Raw genomic sequence first — 12,998 nt, 5'->3', positions numbered from 1 at the left:
ACGGCGGCATGGGGGCGGCAATGGGGTGAATGACATATGGCCTGATCCGGTCGCGCCGTTGCGCCGCGCGATAAAGCAGGGGAGGGTGCGGCCATGACCCATATGGATTTCGACGCGCTGGTCGCGCTGCTGGCCCGCATCTTCATCGCCAATGGCGCATCTGCGGGCGTGGCCGATATTCTCGCCCGTAATTGCGCCGGGGCGGAACGGGACGGGGCGATGAGCCATGGCCTGTTCCGCATGCCCGGCTATGTCTCTACTCTGCATAGTGGCTGGGTCGACGGCCGGGCCGAGCCGGTGGTGGAGGATGCCGGCGCATCCTTTCTGCGGGTCGATGCCGCCAATGGCTTCACCCAGCCCGCGCTCGCCGCCGTGGCGCCGATTGCGATCGAAAAGGCGCGCGCCACCGGCGCCTGCGTGGTGGCGATCCGGCGGTCGCATCATTTCGCCGCGCTCTGGCCTGATGTCGAACCCTTCGCCGAAGCGGGCCTCGTCGCCATCGCCATGGTCGACAGCATGGCCGTGGTCGTCCCGCCCGGCGCGCGGCGGCCAGTCTATGGCACCAATCCGCTCGCCTTCGCCGCGCCGCGCGAAGGCGGCAGGATCATGGTGTTCGATCAGGCGGTCAGCTTGCTGGCCCATGGCGATGTGCAGATCGCCGCGCGCGAAGGCCATGTTTTGCCCGAAGGCGCTGGCGTCGATGCGGCCGGCCAACCGACGCGCGATGCGCAGGCGGTGCTGGACGGTGGCGCGCTCTTGCCCTTTGGCGGGCACAAGGGCGCGGCGATCGCGATGATGATAGAGATCATGGCCGCCGCCCTGACGGGCGGCAATTATTCGCATGAAGTCGACTGGTCGGCGCATCCCGGCGCGCAGACGCCCTGTACGGGCCAATGCCTGATCCTGATCGATCCTGCGCGCGGTGGATCGGGGGCGGGCTTTGCGGCGCGGGTCGAGCAACTGGTCGATGCGCTCCGCGCGGCGGGGCAGGAACGGATGCCGGGCGACCGCCGCTTCGCCGCACGCGCGAAAGCAGTCAGGGATGGTGTGCCGGTCAGTGCGGAGATGCTGGCGCGGCTGGAGGCGTTGCTGACGTCATAGCGCAATCAGCCGCCGACCGTCAGTTCCTCATAACAAGCCTGCGCCTCGGGGGCGGGGCCGCGTCTGGCCGGCAGGGCGATGACGCGGACCACGCGGACGCTGTCGCCATGGGGAAAGGTGATGAGGTCGCCCGCGCGCACCGGCGCATGGGCGCGGTCGATGCGGCGACCGTTCAGGCGGACATGGCCGTCCTCCGCCAGCTTCTGCGCGCTCGTGCGGCTTTTGCAGAGCCGCACGAACCACAGAAATTTGTCGATGCGCAGGCTGGGGCCGTGGCCGGCGCCCGCGATCGGATCAGCCATTGCGGCCGAGAAGGTCGGCCAGGCCGGCAAAGGCGTTGTTCACCGGCTTGGGGCTGCTGCCCGGCGAGGCGGAACGGGGCGCGCCGCCATCCTTGCCCGGGCGCCGATTGCCTCCATCACGCGACTGGCCATCACGCGGCTTGGCGTCACGCGATTGGGGACCGCGCCCCTGCTGACCCTGCGGCCGTCCACCCTGCGGACGATCGCTACGCGCCTTCTGACGCCCTCTGAACGCCCAGTTCGCGCCGGTTGCCGGGGTCGCCTCGACCACCGCAGCCGCTTCGCCGCCTTTCGCTTCGACGGCCGGCGCGCTTTCGGTTTCGGCCTCTGCGGCGATGGCTTCCGGCTCAGCGGCTGGCGCAATCGGCTGCGGCGTGACCGGCCGGAAGCCGGCCAGGCGCATCAGTTGCAGGAAGGATGCTTCGGACAGGCCCAGCGATACGATCTGCGGGCTGCTATGGGTGAAGGGTTCGTTCTTCGCGATCGTTTCATGCGCGGTCCGGGCCATGCGTTCGGCCATGTCGATGCGCAGCATCTGGTCGCCAAAGCCGCGGAAGCCGGCAATGCGCGCGCCCATTTGCGCCATTTTCTCGCCCGCCGGGATCAGGGTCAGCCCGGGCCGGGCAGCGGCAGGCAGGGCTTGGCGATGCGCGCGGCCAGCAGGGCGGAGCGCCAGCGCGCCGCGCCCGGTTTCAGCAGGCCGTGATGATAAATGTCAAGAACGCCAATATCGATGCCCGCCTTGCGCAGCAGATGGCGTTGCTCCTTGTCCAGATGGCCCAGCGCCGAATCGAGGTCGAGCCGCGCGATCACGCCGCCGGCGTCGCCCAACTGGGCAAAGACGGCGCGCACCACGGCGGGCACGGCCGGATCGGCGGCGCTTTCCGCCATCTTCACCAGCGGCAGCAGATGCTTCTGCTTCTGCGCCTCGAACCAGGCGGCCAGGCGGGCGACGACCTGCTTCTGCACATCCTGACCCAGGCTAAGTAACGCGCGATCCAGCCGAATTTCGGGCGCCAGCAGGCTTGGCCCCGCCAGCAGAGAGGCCACGGGCGTCTCTCCCCAGGCGATCCCCGGCGCCTGTCCCGCTTCGTCCAGCAGGGCGAAATCCGTATCCGCCGCTGCAATCAGTTCTTCAGCCTTCACTCGTAATACCTTTCCAAGGCGCCGTTCCGCGGCCGCCAGCAACATCTTTCGGTCCTGATGCCGCGTAGCGGGATCGACCGAGAAACGAAATCCGTCAAGTCGCCCGATCGTCTCGCCATCCACGCAGACCGTCCCATCCTGCTCCACGGTGACGGGCAGGGTGCTGGCATTCTGGCCGATGTCGCGCAGCAGAACGGATGTGCGCCGGTCCACGAAACGCTGCGTCAGCGCGGCGTGGAGGGCGTCGGACAGTTTTTCCTCCAGGGCGCGGGTGCGTTCGGCCATTTCGCCCGGATGGGCCAGCCAGTCGGGGCGATGGGCGATATAGGACCATGTCCGCGCCGCCGCGATCCGGCCCGACAGCGTGTCAATATCGCCCTGCACCGAATCGAGTCGCGCCACCTGCTGGGCGAACCAGTCGCGCGGGATATGGCCGGTTCCTTCCGACAGGAAGCGCCAGATGCGGCTCACCATGCGGGCATGATGTTCTGCGCCCAGCTTCTGGAAATCGGGCAGGCCGCATGCCGACCAGAGCCGCTCGACCTGCCGCTTACCCTTTACTCGCTCGATCACCAGCGGATCGTCGGCCATGCGGCGCAGCACGGCATGGTCCACCGCTTCGGGCGCGGCGCGCAATTGCGGCCGTTCGGGCTTTTGCTCCAGATCGAACAGCAAATGGTCCAGCCGGTCGGTGCGCGGCGTGCCGTTGCGCCAGAAAAGCTGCTCCACCGGCGGGAAGCGATGCGCCTCGATCGCTTCGATTTCTTCGGGCGTGAAGGCGGCGTCGCCATCCTCATGGCCCAGACTGCCGAAAGTGCCATCCTTGTGATGTCGCCCCGCGCGCCCGGCGATCTGCGCCATTTCGCTGATGGTCAGGCGGCGGCTGCGGCGGCCGTCAAATTTCCGCAGCGAAGCGAAGGCGACATGGGCGACGTCCAGGTTCAGGCCCATGCCGATCGCGTCGGTGGCGACCAGATAATCGACCTCGCCATTCAGGAACATTTGCACTTGAGCATTGCGGGTGCGGGGGCTGAGCGCGCCCATCACCACCGCCGCCCCGCCCCGGAAGCGGCGCAGCATTTCGGCGACGGCATAGACTTCCTCGGCGGAGAAGGCGACGATGGCGGAGCGTTTGGGCAGGCGGGACAGCTTCTTCGCGCCGGCATAGCTCAACGTGGAAAAGCGCGGCCGGCCGATGATCTCCACATCGGGCACCAGCGCTTTCACCAGTCTGGCGATGCTGGCCGACCCCAGGATCATCGTTTCCTCGCGGCCCCGCGCGCGGAGCAGCCGGTCGGTGAAGATATGGCCGCGCTCCGGGTCCGACCCTAATTGCGCCTCGTCCAGCGCGACGAAGGCGAAATCCTCCTTCACGCCGGACTCTCGTCCTCCGCCGATCGGCATGGATTCGGCCGTACACAGGAAATAGCGCGCGCCCGGCGGCACGATCTTTTCCTCGCCGGTGATGAGCGCGACCAGCTGCGGCCCCTTGATCGCGACCACCCGGTCATAGACTTCACGCGCCAGCAGGCGCAGCGGGAAGCCCATCATGCCGCTGGAGTGGCCACACATGCGTTCGACCGCCAGATGCGTCTTGCCGGTGTTGGTGGGCCCGAGAACGGCGGTGATGGGCGAACGGGCGAAGGATGCCATGGTCCCGCCTATGTCGGGCAGGATGCGTGCGCGGGCAAGAGGCGATTGCAGGTTCCCGGGCAATATCGCGCCCGTCCGGCTCCCGCCACGCTTCGTCGCAGCCTGGACTGTCATCGCATCGTCTTTATTTGACTTTAACCCTGTGCGTTCACAACAGTGCCACCCACGCATGGCGCGGGGGACGTTGCCGATGCGGCAATGAAAAGAATGCGTTGGGGTCGCGGTTTTGTTTCATGATAGCCAGTTCGGTCCGCAGCAAGGGGGCGCTTCGGTGTCTCTCTGGCTCGCCGATTCGCTTCAGCAGGCGCCGGCCGCCTCGCCGCAAGACTGGCGCACGCGCCTGCGTGAATGGGCCGATGAAGTCGATCTGGTCCCCGATCTTGGCCAGCGCATCGGCAGCCTCACCTGGTTTCGCGGTCTTGCCACCTGCTTTGGCCTGTGCGCCACCGCCCTTTATCTTTCCCCGGCTTTTGAGGCGATTCCGGGCGTTCCCGGCCCGGTTCTGAGCAGCGGGCATTATGATGAAGTGCGCAGCCAGATGATCACTCCGCTGGCGCTGGGCGCGGACAGCGGCCGCCATATGGGGCCGACCGATGCGGTCCAGCCGCTGCGCGAAACGCCCGAGCGCCCGCAGATCGAACTCTCCGCGCAGGTGGGTAGCAGCGACACGCTGCCCCGCGCCTTGTCGCGCGCCGGCGTCAGCAGCGGTGATGTGGCCACCGTCATGGCGATGGTCGGCGGCGACATCGATGCCGGGGTGAAGCCGGGAACGCGACTCGACATCATATTGGGCCGCCGCGCCAGCCGCGATCGGCCGCGTCCGCTCGACAAGCTGGCCTTCCGCGCCCGGCTCGATCTCGACATGGAAGTGACCCGCGCCGGCGGCGTCCTCTCTGTCCGACGCATTCCGATCCGCGTCGACAATACGCCGTTGCGCATTCAGGGCGTGGTCGGCGACAGCATCTATCGGTCTGCCCGCGCGGCTGGCGCGCCGCCCAAGGCGGTGCAGGCGTTCCTGCGCGTCATCGCGGGGCAGGTCGATCTTGGCGGCATCGGTGCGGGCGACCGCTATGACATCGTCACCGAATATCGCCGCGCCGAAACCGGCGATGTGGAGGTGGGCGAACTCCTTTATGCCGGGCTGAAGCGCGCGCGCGGCAAATCGATCGACATGCTCAAATGGACCAAGGACGGCCGCACCGAATGGTTCGAGGCGTCGGGCGTGGGCGAACGGCGCGGCGTGCTGTCGGCGCCGGTGTCCGGCCGCTTGTCCTCCAGCTTCGGCATGCGGCGTCACCCGATCCTGGGCTATACCCGCATGCATGCCGGCATCGACTTCGCCGCCCGTTACGGATCGCCCATCTATGCCGTGACGGACGGCGTCGTCTCCTATGCCGGGCGGCATGGCGGTCATGGCAATTATGTTCGCATCGAACATGGCGGCGGCCTTGCCACCGGCTATGCCCATATGAGCCGCATTGCGGCGGCATCGGGGCAGCGGGTGCGGCGCGGTCAGGTGATCGGCTATGTCGGGTCGACCGGCCTGTCGACCGGCCCGCATCTCCATTATGAATTGTATCGCCGGGGACAGGTGGTCAATCCGCTGTCGGTGAAATTCACCACCGTCGCCCAGCTCGCCGGGGGCGAACTGGCGGCCTTCCGCGCCCGTCTGGCCCAATATCAGGGGCTGCGCGTCGGATTGCACGATAATTTCGCACAAAAGGCAGCAACGGCTCCGGCGGCACTTGGCAAATAAGGCGCTTTCCGCGCCGCGCCTGCTTCGCTAACGGGCGGCAATGACTGGTTCCGTTACCGCCATCCTGCTCGCCGGCGCGCGCCCGATTCCCGATCCGCTGGCCGCCGCTGCGGGCGTTGCGGTCAAGCCGCTGGTGCCCGTCGGCGGCGAACCGATGATCAACCGCCCGGCGCGCGCGCTGCTGGATCATCCGGCGATCGGCCAGGTCGTCATCCTCACCCAGCGGCCTGATCTGCTCGCGGCCGACTCTGCCACCGGCTGGCTGGCTGCGCATCCGCGCGTGCGGTTCGAAACCGGCGGACAGGGCATCGCCTCTTCCCTGCTGGCGCTGCTGGAGGCGGGCGACCTGCCCTTTCCCATCCTGCTGACCACCGCCGATCATGTGCTGCTGGACCGCGCCATGCTCGACCAGTTCGTAGACGAAGCCACCGGGGCCGACATTGCCGTCGCCATGGTGGAGCGAGAAACGCTGCTGGCGCGCTATCCGGGATCACGCCGCACCTGGCTCAAATTCCGCGACGGCTGGTGGTCGGGCGCGAACATCTTCTGGTTCGGCAGCGACAAGGCGCGGTCTGTCATCGCCCTGTGGCAGGAGGTCGAACAGGACCGCAAAAAGGGCTGGAAAATCCTCGCCGCCTTCGGTCCCTTCGCTTTGCTCGGCGCGCTGTTGCGTATCCTGACGCTGCGGGGTGGTATCGCCCGGATCGGCCGCAAATTCGGCCTGACCGCGCGGCTGGTGGCGATGGCCAGCCCGGAAGCCTGCATTGACGCCGACAAGCCGGAAGATGTCACGCTGATCGAGACGATCTTGCAGCGCGGGTAAGCCGCGCGCTTATTTCTGTCGCAGCCTTCATAAGATGCTGACATAAATTATTATAAATCAGTTTCTTGCCATATTTTTCCTTCTACATAAGTTGTCGCTAGATGACCACCATAATTTGGCGATGACGCCCATCGCGTGCCCCATAAGTTGGCGGTGAAGCCAAGCATCTGTCGAAAATAAATATGGGGCAGAGGCATGAGACAAGCGGGCCAATTTTGAAAATGGCCCGCGATAGCTTGATTGTTGTAATTGCTTGCTACTTAACGTGCGAGCTCTTAATCCGCTTGGCGGATGAGATGCTTATCCAGTTCGTCGATGTACGACGGCCCAAGCGAGGCCGAGAAGTGCTGAATGACGTCCCGGACGCTATAGCTGTAACTCGGGTGAGATCGCTGTTCGGTAGGGTTCCACAGGGTCTCTACTTCAAAGCGTATCTGACCGTTTTGGCGTAATGCTCGACTTTCCTTGATGCCAAGGCGATGATTCGCGCCCCATAGTATGCTGACCATATTGTTGAGCGGGCGCGCTGGGATCATTGCATCGGCCGTATCCAGGGCGATTGCTCTGTTGGCAACACCAATCCGGTTGGCGAGAGACAGGTCGGCATAGAGATCGCAAAGTTTCGGATTGTTAACGGTGCAATACGTCGGCAGGCGCCCGCTCATCACGTCAAGCAATATCGCTGTTTTGTTATAGTGAGGAGATAAGACCTTGCGCATGACTTCTGTGGTCAACGGATGGTAAGCTGTAAGCGTATCGACCTTGACTGCGATCGAGCGTATCCGGGTAAGGATTGTCTCAATGTCATTCATTCGGTAGACCGATTTTCGCTTGCGGGCGAGACCTTCGAATTCGTTGGCGGGCAGGATTAGATCAACATGATCCCAACCAGCCAGACGACGTTCCTTAGAGCCGCCCTCGATCAAATCCGATGCCACCACTGACGATACGGTTCGTTGGTATTCGTCCCAGCGGGCTTTGACGCGAGTGAGTAGGGTGTCGCCAAGCTGCTTCGCGGGCTGGGCGCAGCCTTCTGCCTCCATCGCATCGATGGTTTCATCGTAGATACGCCGGAAGTCTGCAACATAATATTTGATGCCGAGCTCTTGCGCGATGATGCGTGCATTCATGGTTCTGGCCAGAACGCGCGCGCGGGCACTCTCGGACGTCCGGTGTCGTTTATGCCTGACGATCCCCTTATTTTCTGCCAGCCATCGACGTGTTTCCCGAGCAATGATTTGAAGCGGGATGCCATCAATTCCGCGGTCCGGTGCAAGACAGCGCCGGCCCATCCGGGTCGCCAGAACTGCGCGATCCTCCAGACGACTGGCTTGAGGTGGCGAACGCGAAGCAAGTTCATCAAGGATATTGTGCCAACTCTCGGGCCATCCAAGCATGATTTCGACCGCGGCTTCAGCGCGACGTATGAAATCGCCGGGCACTCGTGAGGGACCAGTGAGGCCATAGGGAAGAAAAGTATGTTCTGCCGGCCGATCTTCCTCGGCGGGCGTGGTGGCGACAGTTCCGATAAGGTCCATTGCAGCCAGAAGATCGTTCAATTCTAGGGTATCGAAAGGCGCAGGTACTTCATCCTTGGTTTTGGCCAGCGAAATATATCCTGTTACCTCGGTGCGACCGACTACGGGGTAAAGTAGGCGGGCTGCAGCAAGGGTTAATTCGGACGCTGGTATGATCGGCAGGTCGGCAAGTTCATGGCCACAAACGCAACTCCAAGCATCTTCGGCACCAGCAGAATGATACTTCAACTGCCGCGCGCATGCATTGCAACTATCGATAAGGAGGCAACCATGTTGTGGGCAGCAGGTGATCTGACTGACCGACCAAACCTCGCGTATTGTGCCGCCAGACCGAATACACGCGGGGCAGACCTTCATCTCACCACGCGATAGATGACTCGGTCGAATTGCATGCCCCATGAATCTGATGGCCCCATTGGCTCCTGGGACATTGGCCGGCAGCCATCGCATTTTAGTTAGCGCCTCGACGCTGGTTCCAGCGGCAGTTGCAAGATTGGCCCAGAGTCGGTCTTCTGAAACGGGTCTAATTCTCCCAATTTCTGCCCACCGCATTATTGCCGAAAGGGTAATGCCGTTAACCTCAGCAAGGCGGCGGACGAAGCCATGGACGGATTCACCACGGCGCGGCGGCAGGATCTGGGGCAGGCGGGCCATGGTCAGAGCACGCTTGCGTCGTCGAGGACGCCGCGCAGGCGCATGGCCGCGAGCGTGCCGCCGTTGAAGGGGTTGGGAATGGCCTTGCGTTCGGCCATGGAACTGTTTTTGCTTATCTGAGCTGCCTGCTGCAGGACGAACTGTGCTTCGGCCGAGTCATATAATTCCGCCTCGGTGATTCGGGGTAGGTCACGCTCGATCGCCAACCGTCCCGCTTCGACGATCAGGTGGCCGACCTGGCGAAGAAATCCGTAGGTTACCTGGTGGATCTTGAAGGCGAGCTCCGGGACGCTGAGGCCTGAAAATTCATCGAACGGCAGCTTGTCGTCGAGATCGGCCAGAAAGGCCTGCCATTTCAACTGTTCGGACGGAGTGTCGTGAGTGTAGCGGCCAACCTCGAAGAAGTGAGGCGTAATGCTGAAGAGTTCCGGTTCCTTGAGTACGAGGTCACGCACCTGATCGGTACCGACCATGACGATCGGGATGTTCGCCTCGCGCAGCCCGAAAGGTGCCTGACGCGATCGCTTTTTCTTCTTCGACAGGCTCTTGACCCAGCGCGCCACCCGGCTGGCCGTTACTGCCCCCTCGTTTGGAGCGATATGGTGGAATTCGTCGATGATGACCATTTCCACGCCCTGCATCAGCATTTGATGTTTGACCGCCGCCGTGATGGGCCCGGCATCGGACGCCGTGCGTCCCTTCGGCAGATCTTCCAGGCCAAGCTGAGCTGCCATTTCCGCAGCTATGAGAACCGGTGAGGTCGCGCCTTCCAGTTCAATCGCGATCAGGTCCTGCCGGAGGCTGCCATGTTCCTCGCAGATGGTGCGCCGCTTCTCAAGGTAATGCTCGATGATCAAGGTCTTGCCTACGCCGGACTCGCCCCAGATCACCACGTTGCCGGGCTCGCGGGCGTTGAGACGGGTCGCTCGGACCTTCTCGAGGGCCGCATGAATGTCCTTTTCGACCTTGCGTGAGACGAAGGCGTTACCGAGTAGGGCGATGCGGCGCTTGCGCTGTTCGTCGTCGCTCATTGGATGATGGTCTTTTTGCGACCGGCATAGGGCGAGGAGGGAAGCGCGGCCGGCGGCGGGACGTCCTCCTGTTGCTGAAGGGCGTCGGCCTGGATCTTGGCTGCTACGCTACGCTGGAAACTCTCGGTCCTGGGCTTCTGCAGCCGCGCGTTGGCATCGGATCCGACAACGGTGGTCGAGGCGTCGCTGCCTGCGCGCGCCTGGCGGCCTACGCCTTCCCAACGCTTGGCGGACACCTTGTGACCGGCGCCGCTTTTCCTGCCCGCCCGCATCTTGCTGACCAGTTGCCGCCGGCATTCCGGGAGGTCGTCCTCTTCCTCGCCCGCCTTTATCTGGGCGTTGCGGTAGTCGAGGATGCGCTCGTGCTGCCAGATCGAAAGGCCACGGGCATAGTCCTCCCACTTTTCGGCGATGGGCACCGCGAGCAGTTCGCCGGTATGCGGCATTTCGACGAAGATCTGGCTGATGTCGCCGGTCTTGAGGCGGCACTTCACACGGCGGCGCGGCGAGAGTTCCAGGAACCTGCGGTCGTCCAGCGCGTCGATCAGCTCCGGGGAATAGAAGAGCAACCGCTTGTAGGGCACGCCCGATGGCCGGATCGTTGCTTCGAAGCTGCGGCCGAATAACTGGTGCGCTTCTGCGATGTCGGGAATGATTTCGACTTCCTGCTCGTCGATCAGCGCGTTCCAGGCATCTATGGGGCGCCCCTGCAGTCCGGTCGTGAGGCCGCCGTGTCCCTGGCGTGCGTAGATGTCGACGAGGTAGATGTGGATGGCGTGCTCGATCTCCTCCAGCGTCGCGACGACGTCCTTTTCAGGATTGTAGCCCACGCGCTTGAGGACGTTGGCGAAGGTCGTGCCGGGGATGGTGTGGAAGAGCCCCCGCGACACCGTGCCGATGGCGCGCTCGATGCCTCCCTTTTCCCATGGCCGGCGCCGCCCCATGATCGCGACTTCGTTGATGCCGATGTCCATGCAGGTTTCCAGCACGGACTCTGACAGGTTCTCCATCCCCTGATCCAGCGCGATCGTGCGCGGCTTGCCATAGACCGGCCAGTCGTGACGGACGATCCAGTCATGGTCACGGCGCATTTCGTCGAGGTAGGACTTGGGGAAGATCGCGCTGCGCAGGCATTCCATGACCGTGTGGATGCTGGGCGGATCGAAGGAGATCGCGAAGCCCGCCGGCATGCGCGTGCAACGGTCGGTGGCGATTACCAGCCATGGTCGGCCGATCGGAAGATTGGTATCTGGATCGACGACGATGATGTCGGCCTTGGTGCTGTCGAGCTCCAGGCGCTCCAGCGGTAGTTCGGGATCAGCCAGCGTCCTGCGGCCCACGAACTTCGTGTCGGCGATGGCCTGGCCGAACTCGGCGGCTGTGAGGTCCGAGGGCTTGCGCCGGGCGATGGAGCTGCGCAGCGCGGTCTTGCCGACATGCGGGAATTTCATGTGGGGCAGGCGGGTGACATTCAGGGCGTCGATGTCGCCGTTGACGAAGGAGCGCAGCGTCTTGAAGTCGACCCGGGGCCGCGTCATCCAGAGTTCGTCGATGCGACGTTCGACGATTTCGCGGACCTGTTCGTCCAGTCGGTCGCTACGGTTGCCCTTGTCGTGATGGTGCGGGATCAGGCGCATGCGTTCGCACCGGCCGCCATCGTCGAGCATCCAGCGTTCAAGCGTTCGTACCGAAACGTCCGGTAATTCAAGCTCCCTATAGCTGGCTTCCCGGCGCAGCCGATCCAGCAACCACTTCTTTTCCTTCTGGGTCGCACCGATCATGCCGCCAGCAGCCTGGACAGCCTGCATGTAGCGCAGCTTGCGGTCAGCTTCGGCGATCGACTGCTTGCTCACGTCGCGAATTCGGGTGCGGATCACTTTGCCGCCGGCATCCAGCCGTTCGGTGTCAGGCGGCGAGCTGAGCTTGAATTCGCCGCATGCCACGCCCTCGGCTATTTCGAGGTCGGTGAACTGGATGTGCTCGTTGGTGAGATCGACGCGCCATTCCAGAACCTGGCCCTGCCGGCGCTCGAATCTGGCGATGCGCCCCTTCCATAGCATTGACCAGCCACGGTGGATCTTGAGGCGGACTTGCCCATCGCCCTTCTTAGGCGCGCGGATCGAGGACACGAGCGCGTTCATGCCGCGACCTTGTAGCGATCGAGCAGATCATCGATGGGGCGGCGAATGGGTAGCAGCCTGTCGGGCATGGCGGCCGGATCGAACGGCCGGACGACCGTCTCGATCCCGATGGGCCCATCCAGGTCGCAGAAAATCTCTCCGCGCGCGGCCATTCCCAGGACGGCGCCCCGGGTTGGCGCCTTTGCGCCCAGCCCTTCTGAAAGACGGCGCATCAGGTCGGCTACGCGGATGGGTCCCCGTTGCACGATCATCAGTACGGCGTTCGCGGATTCGCGTTCGATGCGGTGAGTGCTGAATGGCCAGAGGCGTGTCGCCCATTCATAGCGGGGTTCGGCCATGAGTTCGCTGCGAAGCGCGACGCTATACACCGCACCACTGGCCTCTATGGACCGGGCGTGCAGCGCCAGGCGGCGGATAAGGGTCTGATCGCCCAGGTAGATGTCGTCTGACTTCACCTCATGGACTTCGGTCACGCCGCCGATCAGCACGGCATAGTCGGGATAGTGGAGATCTGTGCGGCCATCCACCTTGGCGCAGCTTTCCAATGGCCGGTCGGCGATGCGAATGACGTTCGCGTCGATCTCGGCCAAGATCAGGAAGGCCCGCTCGTTCGGCGAGATGTACTGGAGCTTCCGGCCCATCTTGGCCGACAGGATGTGCCCGGCCGGATTGCGGTTGCCGCGCCTCACTTCCCGCCGCAGCGGGGTGTCCGAAATATCAAGCCCCATGGGCCATGGCGGAAGCAGGCGGAGTTTTTCCGCCCTCGTGCCTGCATGCGCGGCACGAACCTGTCCTGTCGAATTCGCCACCGAATCGGTTCCCCTTTGGACGCACCATGACGATCGGTACGTTG

Annotated in this window: 8 protein-coding genes and 1 pseudogene; 3 read left to right on the top strand and 6 right to left on the bottom strand. The window is 63.9% G+C overall.

Annotated features, from left to right (window positions below; translation table 11 throughout):
• Positions 1–93 precede the first annotated feature (93 nt).
• Positions 94–1,101 carry an Ldh family oxidoreductase gene (locus ACFOKF_RS14405; protein WP_380796465.1) on the top strand — a complete coding sequence of 336 codons (1,008 nt, stop codon included), beginning with the start codon at positions 94–96 and terminating at the stop codon, positions 1,099–1,101.
• A gap of 5 nt (positions 1,102–1,106) precedes the next feature.
• Here the strand turns inward: ACFOKF_RS14405 and ACFOKF_RS14400 are convergent, their stop codons facing one another.
• Together ACFOKF_RS14400 and ACFOKF_RS14395 are read right to left on the bottom strand one after the other, a co-directional pair.
• Entirely contained in the window at positions 1,107–1,403 is a 297-nt protein-coding gene (locus tag ACFOKF_RS14400) for an RNA-binding S4 domain-containing protein (protein ID WP_380796464.1), read from the bottom strand.
• A pseudogene (locus tag ACFOKF_RS14395) lies at positions 1,396–4,202 on the bottom strand (helicase-related protein). The gene ACFOKF_RS14400 and the pseudogene ACFOKF_RS14395 overlap by 8 nt, the downstream one beginning before the upstream one ends.
• Before the next feature lie 226 nt (positions 4,203–4,428).
• Between ACFOKF_RS14395 and ACFOKF_RS14390 the strand changes: the two are divergent.
• Both ACFOKF_RS14390 and ACFOKF_RS14385 read left to right on the top strand, forming a co-directional pair.
• On the top strand, positions 4,429–5,958 hold the full coding sequence (locus ACFOKF_RS14390) for a M23 family metallopeptidase (protein WP_380796462.1): 1,530 nt from the start codon (positions 4,429–4,431) through the stop codon (positions 5,956–5,958).
• Positions 5,959–5,998: 40 nt separating this feature from the next.
• The gene (locus ACFOKF_RS14385; protein WP_380796461.1) at positions 5,999–6,781 is read left to right on the top strand and encodes a nucleotidyltransferase family protein; all 783 of its coding nucleotides are present in this window, start codon (positions 5,999–6,001) and stop codon (positions 6,779–6,781) included.
• A gap of 275 nt (positions 6,782–7,056) precedes the next feature.
• On the opposite strand, the gene ACFOKF_RS14380 is transcribed toward ACFOKF_RS14385, so the two are convergent.
• From ACFOKF_RS14380 to ACFOKF_RS14365, 4 genes are read right to left on the bottom strand one after another with little or no spacing between them, the layout of a single operon-like run.
• Complete coding sequence (locus ACFOKF_RS14380; RefSeq protein WP_380796460.1) at positions 7,057–8,973, bottom strand: TniQ family protein; 1,917 nt, start codon at positions 8,971–8,973, stop codon at positions 7,057–7,059.
• Between the two features lie 2 nt (positions 8,974–8,975).
• Positions 8,976–10,004 (bottom strand): AAA family ATPase, encoded by a 1,029-nt coding sequence (locus ACFOKF_RS14375; RefSeq protein WP_380796458.1) that lies wholly within the window; start codon positions 10,002–10,004, stop codon positions 8,976–8,978.
• Entirely contained in the window at positions 10,001–12,145 is a 2,145-nt protein-coding gene (locus ACFOKF_RS14370; RefSeq protein WP_380796457.1) for a hypothetical protein, read from the bottom strand. The genes ACFOKF_RS14375 and ACFOKF_RS14370 overlap by 4 nt, the downstream gene beginning before the upstream one ends.
• Positions 12,142–12,873: a hypothetical protein gene (locus ACFOKF_RS14365; RefSeq protein WP_380796455.1), complete on the bottom strand. Its 732-nt coding sequence runs from the start codon at positions 12,871–12,873 to the stop codon at positions 12,142–12,144. Before ACFOKF_RS14365 ends, ACFOKF_RS14370 begins: the two co-directional genes overlap by 4 nt.
• Between the last annotated feature and the right edge of the window lie 125 nt (positions 12,874–12,998).

This window comes from Sphingobium rhizovicinum, assembly GCF_042647625.1.
Lineage (GTDB): Bacteria > Pseudomonadota > Alphaproteobacteria > Sphingomonadales > Sphingomonadaceae > Sphingobium > Sphingobium rhizovicinum.
The sequence above is the reverse complement of the archived record's forward strand: the minus strand, read 5'-3'. Positions and strand labels throughout refer to the sequence as shown.

What these genes read in the sequence shown, in the direction of transcription:
- ACFOKF_RS14370 (WP_380796457.1), bottom strand. Translation starts at nt 12,145, where the DNA reads ATGAACGCGCTCGTGTCCTCGATCCGCGCGCCTAAGAAGGGCGATGGG.
- ACFOKF_RS14380 (WP_380796460.1), bottom strand. Translation starts at nt 8,973, where the DNA reads ATGGCCCGCCTGCCCCAGATCCTGCCGCCGCGCCGTGGTGAATCCGTC.
- ACFOKF_RS14400 (WP_380796464.1), bottom strand. Translation starts at nt 1,403, where the DNA reads ATGGCTGATCCGATCGCGGGCGCCGGCCACGGCCCCAGCCTGCGCATC.
- ACFOKF_RS14375 (WP_380796458.1), bottom strand. Translation starts at nt 10,004, where the DNA reads ATGAGCGACGACGAACAGCGCAAGCGCCGCATCGCCCTACTCGGTAAC.
- ACFOKF_RS14385 (WP_380796461.1), top strand. Translation starts at nt 5,999, where the DNA reads ATGACTGGTTCCGTTACCGCCATCCTGCTCGCCGGCGCGCGCCCGATT.
- ACFOKF_RS14405 (WP_380796465.1), top strand. Translation starts at nt 94, where the DNA reads ATGACCCATATGGATTTCGACGCGCTGGTCGCGCTGCTGGCCCGCATC.
- ACFOKF_RS14365 (WP_380796455.1), bottom strand. Translation starts at nt 12,873, where the DNA reads ATGGGGCTTGATATTTCGGACACCCCGCTGCGGCGGGAAGTGAGGCGC.